Below are 17,977 nucleotides of genomic sequence, written 5' to 3'. Positions count from 1 at the left end.
ATGAAAAATATTTTCAAATTTATAGTAGAATTTCCCAAAACAGTGCTGTTTTTAAGCATTGTTTTATCGGTCGTTTTTGGATTTTTTAGTTTAAAGCTAGAAATCGACGCTTCTACCCAAACTCTTCTTTTAGACAACGACAAGGAGCTTTCTATCTGGAGAGATATATCAAAACGTTATAAAAGTCCAAATTTTTTAGTCATCGCTTATACCCCCAAAGATGATTTGTTATCCCAAAAAACACTTGCTAAAATAGATAAAATTTCAAATCAGCTTTTAAATTTAAGCTCTGTGAAAAGTGTTTTTTCTATATTAAATGCTCCGCTTTTGCAGAACAAAGATATACCTCTAAGCGATCTGATAAAACATATCCCAACCCTTAAAGACGAAGACATAAATCAAGACGCTGCAAAATTTGAGTTTTTAAATAGTCCTCTTTATAAAAATAATCTCGTAAGTAGCGATTTTAAAACTACTGCTATAGTTATAAATTTATACGAAGATGAAAAATACGATGAGTTTTTGCAAAAAAGAGAATATCTAAAAGAAAAAGAGGCAAACTCTACTATAAATAAATTTGAAAAAATAGAGCTTTTAAATTTAAATAAGGAATTTAAAAAATACCGCGATGAAATTCGTATAAAAGAGCATAAAAATATAGAAGATATTAGAGCTATTTTAGCTGAAAATAGAGGCGATGAAAGACTATTTTTAGGTGGTATAAATATGATCGCCGATGATATGATAAGCTATGTCAAAAACGATCTTTATACATATGGAGTAGCAGCTCTTTTACTTTTGATGCTATGTTTGTGGCTGTTCTTTAGACAGATGAGGTTTGTTATGATCCCGGTTTTGGTCTGTTTTGTGAGCACCATCTTAGCTAGCGGACTTTTTGGTCTGCTTAAGTTTGAGATAACAGTCATAAGTTCAAATTATATAGCTTTACAGCTAATTATCACGATTTCAGTTGTTATACATTTGATTACAGGCTATAGAGAGCTGTATCTGCGTCATCCAAATTATTCTCAAAAAAGACTTGTTTATCTAGCTTTGAGATCGCGCGCAAATCCTTGCTTTTTTGCCGTATTTACGACTGTTATTGGTTTTGTATCTTTATGCTTTAGCGATATCAAGCCTATAATAATGCTAGGAATAATGATGAGCGTTGGCGTAAGCGTTTCGCTGATAGTGGCTTTTGTGGTGTTTGGCTCAAGTACGGTGCTACTATCTAAAAAAGATCCTAAATGCAACTTTGAAAATAGTTTTAAACTCACACTTTGGTGTGCAAATTTTGCTATAAAAAATAGAAAAACTATCTATATATTTAGTATTTTGTTGCTTATTTTTGGACTTTATGGTATATCTAAGATAAAAATTGAAAATAGTTTTATAGGTTATTTTAAAGAAGATACAGAAATTTATAAAGGTATGCAAGTCATCGACACAAAGCTTGGTGGAACAGTGCCTATTGATATCATAATCAAATTTAAAGACCAAACCACAAACCAAAGTGGAGATTCTAAAGAAGATGCGTTTGATGATTTCGAGAGTGAATTTAAGCTCAAAGAAAACGATCATCAGTACTGGTTTTCTGTGTATAAAATGGATATAGTAAAAAAAGTAGATCGCTTCTTGCAAAATTATAAATTTATAGGAAATGTTAGCTCTTTAGGGACTTTACTAGAAGTCGCAAAAGGTCTAAATAAAGGCGAAGAACTAGACTCTTTAAGCCTTGCATTATTATATAACGGCCTACCTGAGCAGTATAAGCAGATACTTCTTACTCCATATATTAGCATACAAGATAACGAAGTGCATTTTATAGCTAGGACAATAGATAGCAGCAAAGATCTTAGGCGAGACGAGTTCATAAAGACACTTCAAAATAGTCTTGCTCTTTTGTTGAAAGATGATAACGTAGAAGTAAGCGTGCATGGCGTTATGGTGCTTTATAATAATATGCTTCAAAGTCTTATAACCTCACAAACTAGCACTTTTGGCTTTGCTGTTTTAGCACTATTTTTGATTTTTGTATTTATATTTAAAAGCGTAAAACTCTCTCTTATCGGTATAGTTTCAAATTTAATCCCACTTTGTGCTGTTTTTGGCGTCATGGGAATAGCTGGAATTCCACTTGATATTATGAGTATAACGATAGCTGCCATTAGTCTTGGTATCGGCGTTGATGATATCATACACTATGTTCATAGATACAAGATAGAGCTAAGGACAAAAGATAGACTAAGTGCTATAAAAGCAGCTCACACAAGTATAGGATATGCGATGCAATATACTTCGTTTGCGATATTTTTGGGCTTTAGCGTTATGTGTTTTAGCAACTTTTGGCCTACTATTTATTTTGGATTTTTAACAGATCTTGTTATGTTTATGATGCTTGGTGGCGCTTTATTATTACTGCCATCTTTGATCATATCTTTTTATTTTGCAAATCTTAAAAAAGAGTAGATATCTACGACTTTATGTGCGGCATACCATATATTTTTATTTTTAACTTAAAATTTATTATTTTTTATATTGGCCTGTATTCAACTTGAATTTATAAAAAATTTGCTAAAATCCCAAGATTATGGAGAGTAAAACGACCTGGTGGCGTTCTAGGACTTCAAATCCTGTGACGGGGCGGTTGACCGTTTCGTGGGGTGTTCGATTCACTCACTCTCTCGCCAAATTTCTTATTTGTTAGGGGTTCATGTCTAGTAGCGATCTGCTTTCTTATGGGCTTATTAAACGAGCCTACCTAATATCTATTTTATCTATTGTCTCTATCATTTCTCTCATTGTTTTTATATTTTCTATCAAAATTGACAAGATAGAAAGCAACCTAAAAACGTTAAATTTATACTATATGTCAAATATAATAAATAAAATAGACTTTATAAATCATGATCTTTCTTTGCTAAAAGATTCAAAAATATCTACTACTAAATTTAAACAGATCGTAGATTCACATATGTTTTTAAAAGCCGTTTATATTTTAGATAGAGATTTAAAAATAATACAAACTTACGGCGATCCAGAACAAAGCCTAGATAGCTTTTTGATTTTTGATAAAAAAAGAAAATTTATAGAAAATGGTGTTTTTGTATCAAAATTTATATTTGATAATGACGGCAACGCTACTGTATTTATGACTATACCAAGCTATGAAGATACAAAGATCTTAGCACAAGTAGATATCTCAAAAATGGTGCATTCTTTATCAATTGCTAATGATACTTTTTTTATAGATTCATCAGGTTTTCTTCTATCAGATGGAAATGGTGAAAATATCTATGATATGCTTAGCTTAAAAAATGATCTTAAAAGCAATGATAATTGTGGTATTTCATTTAATGGAGAGAGCGGTGCTAGTTTTTACTACGTTAATTTTAACGATATATTAAATATCGGTATCGTTTCTAAAAAGCCGTTTTTGGACATTTTTAAAGAAAATCTTGCATTTTTTAGTTTGGCATTGATCGCTCTAGTGCTTTTTGTGCTTTTGGCTTTTGATAATTTTCTTTTTATAAGAGAAGGTTTTGTAAAGCAGATAAAAAATTTAAAAGAGGTGCTTGAGAAGCTCAAGATAGGTGAGTTTTATCAATCCGAACTTAGTGGTGCTTTTAAAGATGTGCAAGAAAATATGATGGATATTTATCTGCAAGAACTCATCGCTATAAATGATCTTAGGGACTATAAAGAGCAGTATGCGCTGATATTTCAAAAAAGCAGTATAAATATCTTGTTTATAGATGCTAAAACGGCTCAGATCATAGATGCAAGTAGCGCCGCTGTTGAGTTTTACGGATATGATAAAACTCATCTTCTTTCGATGAGTTTTTATAAGTTACAAGCTTGCAATCCATACAAATACGCACACGTTCAAGCAAATTCTCTTTATGATAGTGGCAATATTCTTTGTACTCATAAAATGGCAAATGGAGATCTTAGAAAAGTTCGTATCAGCACGACGCCTATAATTACGAATTTAAACAGCTTTTACTTTATGATAATCTGGGACGTCACAGAGCATCAACTAAAAATAGATAATCTTAGAAAAGAAAAACAGCTTTTAGGGCTTAGTCCTGTGCTTATAGTTTCGTTTAAATTAGATGAGATTTGGAAAGTCGTGCAAATTTCAAACAACGTATCTGAAATACTTGGATATAATGTAGAAGATATGATTTTCAATGATTTTGGGTTTAAAAGCATCATTCACGAAGAAGATATTATCCCTATATTAAGAGATATAAATCATAAAGTCAAGCTTTTTGGAACATACCATGAGTCTAATGGCGAGTTTGAAAGACCTTGTAGGATATTTCTTAAGAGTAAAAAATATGAATGGTTTAAAGTATATATTAAAATTTCAAAAGATAGTTTTGATGGCATCATAGTTACTTTATTTATGTTTAAAAATAGTCGCCAAAAAGCATTAGAAGATACGTATAAAGAAAAGATCAATAAATACCAAAATTTATTATGGGCGTCATCTGCCATATCTTTTGAATATGACTGCAAAAGTCAAACTTATCACTTTTCAAATAACTTTTTTGATCTTCTTGAATACAAACAAGAAGAGCTAGGAATGATAAAATTTGAAACTCTTGCAAAGATTATCCATCAAAATGATATAGATAAATTCTACAAAATGCAGACAAAATGTATAAACGGAGATATAGATAATCTATATCTAGAGATAAGATTTATATCAAAAGATGAGAGAATAATCTGGATGGCAATAAAAGGCAAAAGGCTAAATTCTCATCAAGATATTGGAAATATATGCGGTACCATAGAAGATATAAGTAAGCAAATAAAAACAGAATCTCAGCTAAAGCTTATAGCAAACATATTCTCATACTCTAAGGAAGCCATAACCATTACTGATATGTATGCAAATATACTTGACGTAAATGACGCATTTACACAAATAACTGGTTATTCTAAAGAAGAAGTAATAGGAAAAAATCAAAATATTTTATCATCAAATAGATATAGTGTAGATTTTTATGCGGATATGTGGAAAAATATGAAAGAATTTGGCTTTTGGCGTGGTGAAATTTGGAATAGACGTAAAAATGGAGAAGTATATCTTGAGATGCTTACCATAAGCTCTGTGAAAAATGACGATGGCGAAGTGCAAAACTACGTAGGTATATTTTCAGATATAACTCAGTCTAAGAAAAATGAAGTCAGATTTGAACAAATAGCACATTTTGACCCTTTAACAAAGCTTCCAAATAAATTTTTTGTTTTAGAAAAACTATCTAAATTTATGAAAGAATCCAAAGAAAATAATAAAAAGCTAGGTTTGGTTTATTTTGATTTAGACGGTTTTAAACAAGCAAATGATACATACGGACACAATATCAGCGACGCTGTTTTGATCAAGGTTTCATCTCGTATAAAAGAAGTTTTAAAAGAAAATCTTTTGGCTAGATTTGGTAAAGACGAGTTTGTAGCATTGATAAAAGATGTAAATGATATAGAGAATTTAAAAACTATATTTGATGATATACTAAACTCTGTAAATGATGATATAATCATAAATGATATAAATATAAAAATTGGAGTAAGCATCGGTGCTACTTTGTATCCGCAAAAAGAAGATATAGACACAAGCGGTCTTGTAAAACAAGCTGATTGGGCTATGTATAAAGCAAAATATTTTGGTAAAAATAGATTTTATATCTTTGATGAAGATAAAGACTTTTTGTTTGATTATTATAACCAGATGATTTTGTCAAATAATGAGTTTAGTCACGATGAGTTTATCTTGATGTATCAACCAGTAGTAAATACGAAAGATAAAAAAATAGTAAGCTTTGAAGCTTTGATTAGATGGAAACATCCGCAAAAAGGTATTATGCTACCGCTTGATTTTTTACATGTTTTAAAACATAAAGAATGGATAACAGATTTTAGTATTTGGGTTATAAAATTTGCACTTTCAACCATAAAAAAACTCAAACATACTAATATCAGTGTTAATATACCTCTTAAACAGCTAAGAGATCCGCTATTTTTTGATAAATTTAAAAAGTTATGTAGTGAGTATGGTGATATTTGTCATCTTTTAGAGATCGAAGTTACTGATGTGCCGCTATCTACAAGCGCTACTTTTGATGGGATTTTTAAATATAAAGATCTAGGGATAAATTTGGTATTTGATGATTTTGGTTTAGATACGGCTTTTATTAAAACGATGAAATATATTGAGGCAGATATTTATAAGATAAATAAAGATTATGCGCTAGAGATCTTAGAAGATAGTGCAAATATAGAAGTATTGCAAAATATATATAGCGTTTGTAAGGCGTTTGGTAAGACTCCAGTAGTCAAAGGCGTAAGTGACGAACGAATATATAAAATCGTCTCAAGCATAGGATTTGACAATATCCAAGGAAATCTAATATCAGAACCTATGAGAGAAGATGAGATCTTGCCTTTTATGAATAATTTTGAGTTTAAAATCGCTCAATCTTTAAATTTAAAAAGCGATTTATGTTTATTTTATGCATTTGAGATAGCTTCTATATATAAATTATTATTTAAAGATAGAAATTTAAATAGCGCTGAGAAAACGGATTTTGAATTTGAAAAATACTTCAAAACCCATGAAGAATTTGCCACTAGATATTCTGAGCCGTTGCTAGATGAGTCTAAGAATTTGATAGCAGATATTTACAATAGCAAAGATAAAAATAGCCATTTGATATCAAGACTAAAAGAGATAAGAACTGATTTACTAAATAAAATAGACGGAGATGAAATTTGAACGAAAATATCGATAAAGCAGTGTATGAACACGAAATTCCAGATGGAAGTAAGTTGTATTTTGGAAATAGTGCAAAATTAAAAAGATTTATAGAAAATAAGGCTAGCGATATCCTTTTAAATCACGGTTTTAGTGAGATCATAACTCCGTATTTTAGTTATCATCAGCATTTAAGCGTAGATCCTAAAAAATTACTTAGATTTTCGGATAATAACAATCACGAGATAAGCCTTAGAGCAGATAGCACAGTCGATGTGGTTCGCATAGCAACACGTCGTATAAAAGACGACGATACCAAAAAGTGGTTTTATATACAGCCGGTTTTTAAGTATCCAAGTAGTGAAGTTTATCAAATCGGTGCTGAAATACTAGGTAGCGATGATCTAAAGGCATGTATGGATATAGCTAAAGAGCTTTTTATAGAGCTTGATATAAAACCGCATTGTCAGATAAGCAATATAGAAATTCCAAAGATAATATGCAAACTTTTAAATTTACCCATTAGTGTGTTTGAAAATGGAAGATTAGAAGTTATATTAGGAACCAACCAGCCTTGGCTAAATAAACTAACTGCCATAAAAGATATAAAAGATATCGATGAAGTTATAAAAATGGCACCTTTTGAACTAAAAGATCCTTTAAATTTAGTAAAAGATTTAGCAGGTTCATTTGAATGGGAAAATAAGGTCTATGCACCGCTTTATTATTCTAAAATGAGATATTACGATAAGCTATTTTTTAGGTTTTTATGCGATAATTCCATCTTAAGTGGCGGTGGTAGCTATGAGATTGATGGTAAAGTTTCCGTGGGTTTTGCTGTTTTTAGCGATGCCTTGATAGAGTATTTGAGTAAGTAATATAAAAAGGATAGATTATGAACAAGGCTGATTTGATAGTTGGAATACAATGGGGCGATGAAGGAAAAGGTAAGATCGTAGATATGCTTTCGCAAGATTACGACGTAGTTTGTAGAAGTGGCGGAGGACACAATGCCGGTCATACTATATGGGTAGATGGCATAAGATACGCTTTGCACCTTGTTCCAAGTGGAATTTTGCATAAAAATATTATAAATATCATAGGAAATGGTGTTGTTGTAAATCCAGAGGTTCTTATTAGCGAGATGGCGCAGTTTGAAGATCTAAAAGGTAGGCTTTTTATAAGCAATAGAGCACATTTAAATTTAGCTCATCACTCTTTGATCGACCAAGCAAAAGAGAAGTTAAAAGGCGATAAAGCCATAGGAACAACAGGAAAAGGCATAGGGCCTGCGTATTCAGATAAGATTAGCAGAAGCGGACATAGGGTTGGTGAGCTTTTAGATCCAAAAACTTTATGCAAGAGCCTTATGATGGATTTTGAGACAAATAAGGTATATTTTGATGCTTTAGGCATAGAGATACCTGAACATGACAAAATACTTTCTGATCTTATTAGATTTAGTGATGTTTTATCGCCGTTTATTACAGATACGACAGAACTTTTATGGAAAGCTTTAGATAATGATAAAAAAGTTCTTCTTGAAGGAGCTCAAGGCACTCTTCTTGATATAGACCATGGTACATATCCGTATGTTACTAGCTCAAACACTATAAGCGCAGGAGCTTGTACAGGTCTAGGGCTTAGTCCAAAAAGCATAGGAAAAGTTATAGGTATCATAAAAGCGTATTCTACAAGAGTTGGAAATGGAGCTTTTCCTACTGAAGACTTAGGAGATGATGGAGAGAGACTATGTCAGATCGGTAAAGAGTTTGGCACCACTACTGGACGTAAGAGAAGATGCGGTTGGCTTGACGCTGTTGGCGTAAAATACGCTTCAAGGCTAAATGGAGTCGATACTTACGCTCTTATGAAATTAGATGTTTTAGATGGATTTAAAACGGTTAAAATTTGTAAAGCTTATGAGTATAAAGGCGAGATAACAGACTGTTTCCCAGCTGATTTACAAAACGCAAAACCGGTATATGAAGAACTACCGGGTTGGGATACTATAAGTGGCATCAAAAAATACGAAGATCTTCCTCTTAATGCTAGAAAATACATAGAAAGAATCGAAGAACTAACCGGAGTAAAGGTAGGATTTATATCAACTAGCCCTGAGAGAAACGATACTATTATCAGATGAATACTAAATTTAGCCAAGTAATAAAGCTCAAAAAGCAAAATTTAGATAAGATAGAAATCTGCCTTGCAAAGTGTAGAACTTTGCGTTCGCAGTTAGAAGATCTTCTTAAAAAAGCTACTTTGGAACTTAGTTCGCATAAATTTCCAAAAGGTGGAAATTTTATAGTTATGAAGTCTTCTTTGGAAGAGCAGAGACTTTTAAGAGAACATAAAGATGATCTTATAGAAAAGCTAAGTCTTAATCAAAAAGAGATTATGCACTATGAACTTCAGTATAAAAAAGCATATATGGAATTTGAAAAGATCAGATATTTAGAGCAAGAAGAGATTAAAAAAATTTTAGAAAAAGCAAAAAAAGACGAAGCAATAATGCTTGATGAGATCGCTATCCAAAGATACTCTTTTATAAAGGCAAATTAGTGAAAAGCATTTTGATCTCAATGTTTATTTTTTTAAATTTATTTGCTAATGACTGGAATGCGATATATGAAGCTAAAAAAGACGAGATACTTAAAGAATTTGAAAAACTTGATAGTGCAAGACAAGAGCTAGAGGCTTATAGAGCGGCTACAAAAGCACTTTTTGATAAAAGAGAAGAAAGTCTTTTAAAAAAAGAAAGCGACATAAATAAAACCCTAGAAGAGATAAACAGACAAAAAGAGAGCATAGAGAATTTGGTTTCTAAAAATGAGCAAATTCTAAGTGAGTTAAAAACTATCACAAGTGATAAAGTTTTGCAAGTCTATGAAAAGATGAAAGATGCTCCAGCAGCCGGTATTATAAGCTCTTTGCCAAGAGAAGAGGCCGTAAAGATCTTATACGCATTAAATCCTAAAAAAATATCTTCGATACTTTCAAAAACAGATCCAGCAGTAGCTGCAGAACTGACTAGTATGCTTAGAAAAAGTGAAATTTTTATGGAAGATAACGCTACGAAATAGCTTTTTTAACCATTAAATTTACTTTTCAAAATTTAAACATTTTTACTCTTTAACATAATTTTAAAAGAATTTAAATGTCACATTAGTTTAACTCTTTTTTTACATTTATTTGGCTAAAATAATGACAAAAAAGTGAAAGGTTGTCTATGCGTATAAAATTGCCACACGCACCATACATAGCAAGAAAAGTCGGACTAGATCTTTATAACTGTGGTTTTGTGAGCTTTAATGGCGGTATCGAGCCCACCATCAACTTGATAAAAGATATCTTAGAAGATGATATAAATAAGGAAAAAGCATTAGAAGAAAAAGTAAAACAAATTTTGGATCAAAACGAGAATGAAATGGATTTTATGCAAGTTGATAGAAAAAATATGTTTTGGCTTATAAAAAAAAGGCTTGCAAAAGATTTTGGCGTGATACTCACTTACGAAGATCGTTACAATCACATGGCACATGAGATCTTAGAGCTTCTTTGGAAAAAGAATTTTATAGATTATAAAGTTTCAGAAAATAGAGTAAAAAATATTATTTATAATGCAATCGAAGACTATATAAATAGCTATGAAGAGATCGAAGATATAGTTGTAGATAAGTTAGAAAACTATAAAAGAAAGCTTATACCTGGCACTGAAGAGTATGATCTTGTCTTTGAAAAACTTTATGAAGAAGAGCTAAGAAAAAAAGGGATGATTTGATGAAAGCTTATATTTACCTTGAAAACGGGATTTATCTTGAAGCTAAAGCTTTTGGAAAAGGTGGAAGTGCTTTTGGTGAGCTTGTATTTAACACGTCATTAACTGGCTATGAAGAGATCATCACAGACCCTAGCTATGCTGGACAGTTTATAGTATTTACTATGCCTGAGATCGGTATAGTGGGCATAAATGACGATGATCAAGAAAGCAGTAAAATTTACGCAAGTGGTATATTTATAAGAAATTTTAATGAAACACCAAGCAATTTTAGAAGTCAAAAAAGTATAGAAAAATTCTTTTATGAGCAAGGTAAATTTGGTGTGTATGATATAGATACTAGATTTCTTACAAAGATGTTAAGAGATAGTGGAAATATGAGAGTTTTCGTATCTACTGAGATCAGCGATAAAGAGCTTTTAAAACAAGAGCTTGAAAATAGCGCTAGGATAGATGAGATAAACTATGTTAGCATAGTAAGCACAAAAAACAGATACACTCACTCCAAAAATGCGTGGAAGCACCGCAATATGAACTATGGCTCACTAAAATCTATCGGCAAAAAAGTAGCTGTTATAGACTATGGCGTAAAAAGAAATATACTCAATGAGCTTTGCGAAGTAGGACTTGAAGTAGAGGTTTATCCTCACGACGTTAAAGCTGAGTTTTTAATAGATAAATTTAAAAAAGGCGAGATAAACGGAGTGTTTTTGAGCAACGGACCTGGTGAGCCAAAAATGCTAGTTGATGAGATAAATGAGATCAAAAAACTTATCAAAGAGGGCATTCCTATGTTTGGAATTTGTTTAGGGCATCAGCTTTTGTCAAATGCCTACGGATATGAAACTTACAAGCTTAAATTTGGACAACACGGCGCAAATCACCCTGTTTTAAATTTAGAAACAAAAAGCATAGAGATAACTACTCAAAATCATAATTATAATGTTCCTGAAAGTATAGCAGAAGTAGCGACAATCACACATAGAAACCTTTTTGACAACACCATAGAGGGCGTTAGATATAAAGGCGATAAAGTATTTTCTGTGCAACATCACCCAGAAGCTAGTAGCGGTCCAAATGAAAGCAAATATATGTTTAAAAAATTTATTGAGATTTTATAAATGGATATAGCTACTTTAGTGAGCGTTATTAGTGTTGCATTTCTTGCAAGCATATCGCATTGTATATTTATGTGCGGCGGGTTTGTGATAGCTTATAGTGCTAAACTTGCAAATAAAAACGCTTTTAGCGCCACTATTTTTAGCTTTACATATCAGATATCTAGAATTTTTGGATATATTGTACTTGGTTTGTTGTTTGGTTTTTTGGGTTCTGCTATTATTTTTAGTAGCGTGGCTAAGGGTTATATATTTTTTTTGTTAGGTATTTTTCTTGTCATTTTAGGGATCGCACTTATCAAAAGAGGCAAGTTACTAAGCTTTATAGAAAACGATACATTTGCTAAAAAACTTATCATACCCAAATTTAAAAAACTGATTAAAAAAGATAGTTTAGTCTCTTTTATGATGCTTGGATTTTTAAATGGTTTTTTACCATGTGGCATTGTATATTATTTTTTAGCGTTATCTCTTAGTAGTGGAAGTGCTTTATACGGATCTATTATTATGCTTATTTTTGGTCTTAGTACTTTGCCAGTTATGCTCTTTTTTAGTGGTATTGCTCATAGCTTGAGTACTAAATTTAAGAGTATAGCAAATTTATTTTCGTCTGTTATCATATCTTTATATGGTATTTATTTGGCATATTTAGGATTTATGGCTATAAAATGAATAATCTAAGTTTTAAACTTAAACAGTATCAAGATGCCATTGATAAGAGCAACATAGTCTCAAAAACAGACATCAATGGCTATATCACTTTTGTCAATGATGAGTTTTGTAAAATAAGCGGTTATAGTAGAAAGGAGCTCATCGGACAGCCTCATAGTATAGTTCGTCACCCAGATGTACCTAGTGAAAATTTCAAGCTGCTTTGGGATACTATTTTGGCAAAAAAAGTCCATAAAAGCATCGTTAAAAACAGAGCAAAAAATGGTAGTAGCTTTTATCTAAATACCACCATTATACCTATACTTGGCGAGAGTGGGGATATAGAAGAATTTGTAGCTATCAGGCATGATGTGACAGAAGTCGTTTTGCTAAACGAAAGACTTTTAAAAACGCAAAATGAGCTTAAAGAGTTAAATTTACTTCTTGAGCATAAAGTAGAAGAGCAGACAAAAGAGTTGCTAGATCTAAATAAAAATTTAGAACAAAAAGTCCTACAAGAAGTTGCCAAAAACGAGGAAAAAACTAAACTGATGTTTCAGCAAAGTCGCCTTGCAAATATGGGAGAAATGTTAGCAAACATAGCCCATCAGTGGCGTCAGCCATTAAATGAGCTTAGCATAGATCTTTTTAGACTCAAACAAGTTTCAAATCCAAATGATGAGTTTTTAGATATTTATGAGCATTCAAAATCAGTCATAAAAAGTATGAGCAACACAATAGAAGACTTTAGAAATTTTTTCAATTCAAATACAAAAAAAGAGAAATTTGAAGTTTCTTCTGCACTTAAAGATGCAGTTTTAATGCTACAAAGAACGCTTGAAAAAGACGGGATAAAACTTGAGATAAATTGTGATCAAAATACGTGGGTAAGGGGATATAGAAATGAACTTTCTCAAGTATTTGTAAATATATTAACAAATGCTAGAGATGCATTTAAAGATGTAGAACCTCCTACAAAACTTATTAAATTCTCTATAAAAAATGGCAAAAATTACGTAAATATCAAAATTTGCGATAACGCAGGAGGCATCAAAGACGATACTAAAGATAAAATATTTGAGCCTTATTTTACTACGAAACATCCGAGTATAGGTACGGGTCTTGGACTTTATATGAGTAAGCAGATTATAGAAAAATTAAATGGAAAAATAGGCGTAAAAAATATCAAATTCGGAACTTGTTTTGAAATAAATATACCAGTAATTACAACAAACAAAGGAGATGAAAATGAGTGAAGCACTAAAAAATCTTACTGTATTATTAGTCGAAGATGAGGATAAAATTAGAACTAGCATGGGTAATGCTATGGATGGCGTTTTTAAAAAAGTTTTACTTGCCGGAAATGGCGATGAAGGCTTAAAAAAGTTTAAAAAATTTAGCCCAGATATCGTTATAACTGACATTTCTATGCCGATTATGGACGGACTTGATATGTCACTAGAGATTAAAAAGATCTCAAAAGATTCTCCTATCGTTGTTCTTAGTGCGTTTAGCGAAAAAGAAAAGCTTTTAAAAGCCATAGAGATAGGCATAGACAAATACATCATAAAACCTATAGATATGGAAGAGCTATTTGAATCGATATCTTATTTGGCTCAAAGTAAGATAAACGGAGCAAGTATCATTGATATCGCAAATGGATATGCGTTTAACAGAACAAAAAAAGTCTTAATCAAAGGCGGCGAGGAAATCCCACTTACTAAAAAAGAGCTAGCTTTTGTGTCTATCTTAGTAAAAAGACTTGGAACTTTAGTGTTGCATGAAGAGATAAAAAATAGCGTTTGGGTCGGTGAAAAAGTTAGTGACGCTGCGATTAGAACGTTTATTAAACGTATTCGTGATAAAGTAGGTTCAAATTTGATTAAAAATGTACCGGGTCTTGGTTACAAAATAGAAACAAATTTGTAGAAAGTTTATCTATGTAAAAGCCCATTTTTAGGCGATATATAAATGATTAATTTATACTAATTTAATCTTTTTAAGAAAATTTATATTTTATTTACCTTATAATTTCAAAGTTATGTGTTTTTCAGGATTACATAAAAAATTGACAGGAGGAACTTTTTAATGCAACCAAGTAATGCATTGAACTACGACTACACAGTCGCTAAGTACTTCATGTTTACCACTATTATATTTGGTATAGTAGGTATGGCTATAGGAACTTTGATAGCTTTTCAAATGGCCTATCCAGATCTTAATTACCTAGCTGGTGAATACGGAACATTTAGTCGTTTAAGACCGCTCCATACAAATGGCGTGGTTTATGGGTTTATGTTGTCAGGTATTTTTGCTACCTGGTATTATATCGGTCAAAGAGTGCTAAAAGTCTCTATGAGCGAATCTAAATTCCTAATGTTTATAGGAAAACTTCATTTTTGGCTATATGTTATTGTTATAGCTTTGGCTGTAGTCAGTCTTTTTGCTGGACTTAGTACTTCAAAAGAGTATGCAGAGCTTGAGTGGCCTATAGATATACTAGTTGTTATAGTGTGGGTATTATGGGGGGTTTCGATATTTGGACTTATCGGAATTCGTCGTGAAAAAACTCTATATATCTCTTTATGGTATTACATTGCTACATTCCTTGGCGTAGCTATGCTATATCTATTTAACAATATGGAAGTTCCTACCCGTCTAGTAGCTGGTGTTGGTAGTTGGTTACATTCAGTTTCTATGTATGCTGGAACAAACGACGCACTAGTTCAATGGTGGTGGGGACATAACGCTGTTGCATTCGTATTTACTGTGGCGATAATTGCTCAAATTTACTATTTCTTGCCAAAAGAGAGTGGACAGCCGATATTTAGTTACAAACTATCACTATTCTCATTTTGGGGCTTAATGTTTGTCTATCTTTGGGCTGGTGGTCACCACCTTATTTATTCTACTGTACCAGATTGGATGCAAACTATGGGATCTATATTCTCAGTAGTTTTGATACTTCCTAGTTGGGGATCTGCGATAAATATGCTTCTTACTATGAAGGGCGAATGGGGACAACTAAGAGAAAATCCACTTATCAAATTTATGATTTTGGCAAGTACGTTCTATATGTTCTCTACTCTTGAAGGACCGATCCTTTCTATAAAATCAGTAAATGCACTAGCACACTTTACTGACTGGATCCCTGGACACGTTCATGATGGAACTCTTGGCTGGGTTGGATTTATGACTATGGCAGCACTTTATCACATGACTCCACGTGTGTTTAAAAGAGAGCTTTATAGTAAATCTTTGATGGAAGCTCAATTTTGGATCCAAACAACAGGTATCGTTCTATACTTTGCTTCTATGTGGATAGCTGGAATCACTCAAGGTATGATGTGGAGAGCTACTGATGAGTATGGCAACCTTGCTTATTCATTTATAGATACAGTTACTGTTCTTATACCGTATTATTGGATTAGAGCTCTTGGCGGATTGCTATACTTAATAGGCTTCTTTATGTTTAGTTATAACATATTCAAATCAATTTCATCAAGTAAAATAGTCGAACGTGAACCAGTAAGTGCTTCACCGATGGCTGCGTAAGGAGGAATGAATGTTTAGTTGGTTAGAAAAAAATCCATTCTTTTTTGCAGTATTTGTTTTTATCTTTATAGCTTACGCCGGTGTTGTTGAGATTTTACCTGATTTTGCTGATCGTGCTAGACCTGTTGAAAATAAAAAACCATATACAGTTTTGCAATTAGCAGGTCGTCAAGTATATATCAATGATAGTTGTAATGCTTGTCACTCACAGCTTATCAGACCGTTTAAATCAGAAACAGATAGATATGGAATGTATTCTATCAGTGGCGAATACGCTTATGATAGACCATTTCTTTGGGGATCAAAAAGAACAGGTCCGGATCTTTGGCGTGTAGGTAACTACAGAAGTACTGATTGGCATGAAAATCATATGAAAGATCCAACAAGCGTTGTTCCAGGATCTATAATGCCCGCATATAAACATATGTTTAATAAAAATGCAGACATAGAAACAGCATATGCAGAAGCATTTACTGTAAAAAAAGTATTTAATGTCCCTTATGATACTGAAGGTATGCCAAAACTTGGTACTTTAGAAGAGGCTAAGACTATGGTAAATGAAGAAGCAGCTGCTATAGTTGAACAGATGAAGGATCAAGATGTTAAAGATGCATTTGCTAGAGGCGAGATTCGCGAGATAGTTGCACTTATAGCATACTTGAATAGCTTAAAATAAGGTTTATGTTATGAGCGTAGAAACAATGAGAGAACTTCAAGCTTATGGTTATTTTATACTATTAGTAGCTATGGTGGTTTTGCTTTATGGTTATTGGTTTCATCTTAAGAAGTCAGAAAAAGTCGGTAGACGTGACTATGAGCAGTACTCTAAACTAGCGCTAAATGATGATCTAAGCGATGAGATCTTAGAAAATGTTTCTACTAATAACGATAATGCTAAGAGGAGCGTTGAAAAATGAAATGGTTTAATCTAGAAGATAATGTAAATTCGCTTACTATTCTTGGCGCTATAGCTATCATTTTATTGACACTTGTTGTTGTTGGTAGGCTATTTAAGCTGATGAAAGTAAAAAAAGAGGGCGGAGAATTAAGCGAACATAACTGGGATGGAATAGGCGAATATAAAAATCCACTGCCATTTGGTTGGGCTGTTGTGTTTGTATTGGTTATTATTTGGGCTATATGGTACTTTTTGGCTGGATATCCACTAAATTCATATTCTCAAATAGGCGAATATAACGAAGAAGTTAAAGCTTATAACGATAACTTTCAAAGTAAATTCGCAAATGCAAGTAGCGAAGAGCTAAGAGCTATGGGTGAGCAAGTTTTCTTACTTCAATGTGCTAGTTGCCATGGCATAACAGCTGATGGTATCAACGGCAAAGCTGCTGATCTAAATATATGGGGAACTGAAAAAGCTATTTACGATGTCATAATAAATGGTTCAAAAGGACTTAATTATCCACTTGGCGAGATGCCTGCTGGTTTAGCTGAAGCTGCTGAGGCAAAAGCTATTGCAGCTTTTGTTGCAAAAGAAATTTCTGCTATTAAGAAAACAAGCAATGAAAATCTAGTAGAAATAGGACGCGCAGCGTGGGCTACTTGTGCTGCATGCCATGGTGAAGATGGCAAAGGTATGGACGGACAAGCTCCAGATCTTACTATATATGGCTCAGGCGCATTTGTCGTTGATGTATTAAATCGCGGTAAAGTAGGAAACATAGGTCATATGCCTAAATTTGCAGGTTCTGGCATAATAAATCCAACACAAGAAAAAGCTGTTGGCGAGTATGTTATCTCACTTTCAAAAGGAGAATAAATGGAAAATACAAATAGATCTGTTTTTAGTCTTAGCGGTGTTACTGGTATGCTTATAGCTACTGTTTTACTTCTAAGCATTTTGGGAGTTTTAACATATCTTGGCATCGTATCTCAACAAGATGTTATGCAAAAACCATATAAACTCGTAAATCCAACTTCGGTGCAAATGAAAAGTAGTATGACTCAAGAAGCTGAAGTTATGGTAGTCAAGGAGTAAAAATGTCAAATATTTTAGATTCACTTATTGTAATTGGTCTTATAATAGCAGCAGCTATAACTGCTTGGTCTGTTTTAACTCCAAATCATCTATTTATCGGATGAAGTTATCTG

At 32.6% G+C, this 17,977-nt stretch carries 17 protein-coding genes and 1 tRNA gene; all 18 read left to right on the top strand.

The window, feature by feature from the left end; genetic code table 11:
- The 18 genes from CHLWT_RS08255 (at position 1) to CHLWT_RS08170 (ending at position 17,968) form a co-directional block, all read left to right on the top strand.
- On the top strand, positions 1-2,469 hold the full coding sequence (locus CHLWT_RS08255; RefSeq protein WP_112000188.1) for an efflux RND transporter permease subunit: 2,469 nt from the start codon (positions 1-3) through the stop codon (positions 2,467-2,469).
- Between the two features lie 123 nt (positions 2,470-2,592).
- Positions 2,593-2,690: transfer RNA gene (locus tag CHLWT_RS08250), tRNA-Sec, on the top strand.
- Between the two features lie 23 nt (positions 2,691-2,713).
- Positions 2,714-6,784, top strand: a complete 4,071-nt coding sequence (locus CHLWT_RS08245) for an EAL domain-containing protein (protein WP_112000187.1) — start codon at positions 2,714-2,716, stop codon at positions 6,782-6,784.
- A complete protein-coding gene (locus CHLWT_RS08240; protein ID WP_063998797.1) occupies positions 6,781-7,641 on the top strand; it encodes an ATP phosphoribosyltransferase regulatory subunit in 861 nt (286 codons plus the stop codon). Before CHLWT_RS08245 ends, CHLWT_RS08240 begins: the two co-directional genes overlap by 4 nt.
- A 17-nt stretch (positions 7,642-7,658) precedes the next feature.
- Positions 7,659-8,909, top strand: coding sequence for an adenylosuccinate synthase (locus CHLWT_RS08235; protein WP_112000662.1), 1,251 nt, complete (start codon positions 7,659-7,661; stop codon positions 8,907-8,909).
- Complete coding sequence (locus CHLWT_RS08230; RefSeq protein ID WP_063998795.1) at positions 8,906-9,328, top strand: flagellar FliJ family protein; 423 nt, start codon at positions 8,906-8,908, stop codon at positions 9,326-9,328. The genes CHLWT_RS08235 and CHLWT_RS08230 overlap by 4 nt, the downstream gene beginning before the upstream one ends.
- The gene (locus CHLWT_RS08225; protein WP_063998794.1) at positions 9,328-9,849 is read left to right on the top strand and encodes a MotE family protein; all 522 of its coding nucleotides are present in this window, start codon (positions 9,328-9,330) and stop codon (positions 9,847-9,849) included. The genes CHLWT_RS08230 and CHLWT_RS08225 overlap by 1 nt, the downstream gene beginning before the upstream one ends.
- A 146-nt stretch (positions 9,850-9,995) precedes the next feature.
- Positions 9,996-10,547, top strand: coding sequence for a DUF507 family protein (locus CHLWT_RS08220; RefSeq protein ID WP_063998793.1), 552 nt, complete (start codon positions 9,996-9,998; stop codon positions 10,545-10,547).
- Entirely contained in the window at positions 10,547-11,665 is a 1,119-nt protein-coding gene (carA, locus tag CHLWT_RS08215) for a glutamine-hydrolyzing carbamoyl-phosphate synthase small subunit (RefSeq protein ID WP_112000661.1), read from the top strand. Before CHLWT_RS08220 ends, carA begins: the two co-directional genes overlap by 1 nt.
- Positions 11,666-12,334 carry a sulfite exporter TauE/SafE family protein gene (locus CHLWT_RS08210; RefSeq protein ID WP_111968776.1) on the top strand — a complete coding sequence of 223 codons (669 nt, stop codon included), beginning with the start codon at positions 11,666-11,668 and terminating at the stop codon, positions 12,332-12,334. It abuts the gene before it with no gap.
- Complete coding sequence (locus CHLWT_RS08205) at positions 12,331-13,569, top strand: PAS domain-containing sensor histidine kinase (RefSeq protein WP_063998790.1); 1,239 nt, start codon at positions 12,331-12,333, stop codon at positions 13,567-13,569. Before CHLWT_RS08210 ends, CHLWT_RS08205 begins: the two co-directional genes overlap by 4 nt.
- On the top strand, positions 13,562-14,242 hold the full coding sequence (locus CHLWT_RS08200) for a response regulator transcription factor (protein WP_063998789.1): 681 nt from the start codon (positions 13,562-13,564) through the stop codon (positions 14,240-14,242). Before CHLWT_RS08205 ends, CHLWT_RS08200 begins: the two co-directional genes overlap by 8 nt.
- Before the next feature lie 159 nt (positions 14,243-14,401).
- A complete protein-coding gene (ccoN, locus tag CHLWT_RS08195; protein WP_063998788.1) occupies positions 14,402-15,868 on the top strand; it encodes a cytochrome-c oxidase, cbb3-type subunit I in 1,467 nt (488 codons plus the stop codon).
- Between the two features lie 10 nt (positions 15,869-15,878).
- A complete protein-coding gene (gene ccoO, locus CHLWT_RS08190; protein WP_034963634.1) occupies positions 15,879-16,544 on the top strand; it encodes a cytochrome-c oxidase, cbb3-type subunit II in 666 nt (221 codons plus the stop codon).
- Positions 16,545-16,554: 10 nt separating this feature from the next.
- Positions 16,555-16,785 carry a cytochrome c oxidase, cbb3-type, CcoQ subunit gene (locus CHLWT_RS08185; protein WP_063998787.1) on the top strand — a complete coding sequence of 77 codons (231 nt, stop codon included), beginning with the start codon at positions 16,555-16,557 and terminating at the stop codon, positions 16,783-16,785.
- On the top strand, positions 16,782-17,645 hold the full coding sequence (locus CHLWT_RS08180) for a cbb3-type cytochrome c oxidase N-terminal domain-containing protein (RefSeq protein ID WP_111970618.1): 864 nt from the start codon (positions 16,782-16,784) through the stop codon (positions 17,643-17,645). Before CHLWT_RS08185 ends, CHLWT_RS08180 begins: the two co-directional genes overlap by 4 nt.
- Complete coding sequence (locus tag CHLWT_RS08175) at positions 17,646-17,864, top strand: DUF4006 family protein (protein ID WP_063998785.1); 219 nt, start codon at positions 17,646-17,648, stop codon at positions 17,862-17,864.
- Between the two features lie 2 nt (positions 17,865-17,866).
- The gene (locus CHLWT_RS08170; protein WP_104064528.1) at positions 17,867-17,968 is read left to right on the top strand and encodes a hypothetical protein; all 102 of its coding nucleotides are present in this window, start codon (positions 17,867-17,869) and stop codon (positions 17,966-17,968) included.
- Positions 17,969-17,977 lie beyond the last annotated feature (9 nt).

This window comes from Campylobacter hyointestinalis subsp. lawsonii, assembly GCF_013372165.1.
Lineage (GTDB): Bacteria > Campylobacterota > Campylobacteria > Campylobacterales > Campylobacteraceae > Campylobacter > Campylobacter lawsonii.
The sequence above is the reverse complement of the archived record's forward strand: the minus strand, read 5'-3'. Positions and strand labels throughout refer to the sequence as shown.

Bases quoted from the DNA above. Each gene is read 5' to 3' on its own strand.
- CHLWT_RS08255 (WP_112000188.1), top strand. From the start codon at position 1: ATGAAAAATATTTTCAAATTTATAGTAGAATTTCCCAAAACAGTGCTG.
- CHLWT_RS08245 (WP_112000187.1), top strand. From the start codon at position 2,714: ATGTCTAGTAGCGATCTGCTTTCTTATGGGCTTATTAAACGAGCCTAC.
- CHLWT_RS08235 (WP_112000662.1), top strand. From the start codon at position 7,659: ATGAACAAGGCTGATTTGATAGTTGGAATACAATGGGGCGATGAAGGA.
- CHLWT_RS08230 (WP_063998795.1), top strand. From the start codon at position 8,906: ATGAATACTAAATTTAGCCAAGTAATAAAGCTCAAAAAGCAAAATTTA.
- CHLWT_RS08220 (WP_063998793.1), top strand. From the start codon at position 9,996: ATGCGTATAAAATTGCCACACGCACCATACATAGCAAGAAAAGTCGGA.
- carA (WP_112000661.1), top strand. From the start codon at position 10,547: ATGAAAGCTTATATTTACCTTGAAAACGGGATTTATCTTGAAGCTAAA.
- CHLWT_RS08210 (WP_111968776.1), top strand. From the start codon at position 11,666: ATGGATATAGCTACTTTAGTGAGCGTTATTAGTGTTGCATTTCTTGCA.
- CHLWT_RS08205 (WP_063998790.1), top strand. From the start codon at position 12,331: ATGAATAATCTAAGTTTTAAACTTAAACAGTATCAAGATGCCATTGAT.
- CHLWT_RS08200 (WP_063998789.1), top strand. From the start codon at position 13,562: ATGAGTGAAGCACTAAAAAATCTTACTGTATTATTAGTCGAAGATGAG.
- ccoN (WP_063998788.1), top strand. From the start codon at position 14,402: ATGCAACCAAGTAATGCATTGAACTACGACTACACAGTCGCTAAGTAC.
- ccoO (WP_034963634.1), top strand. From the start codon at position 15,879: ATGTTTAGTTGGTTAGAAAAAAATCCATTCTTTTTTGCAGTATTTGTT.
- CHLWT_RS08185 (WP_063998787.1), top strand. From the start codon at position 16,555: ATGAGCGTAGAAACAATGAGAGAACTTCAAGCTTATGGTTATTTTATA.
- CHLWT_RS08180 (WP_111970618.1), top strand. From the start codon at position 16,782: ATGAAATGGTTTAATCTAGAAGATAATGTAAATTCGCTTACTATTCTT.
- CHLWT_RS08175 (WP_063998785.1), top strand. From the start codon at position 17,646: ATGGAAAATACAAATAGATCTGTTTTTAGTCTTAGCGGTGTTACTGGT.
- CHLWT_RS08170 (WP_104064528.1), top strand. From the start codon at position 17,867: ATGTCAAATATTTTAGATTCACTTATTGTAATTGGTCTTATAATAGCA.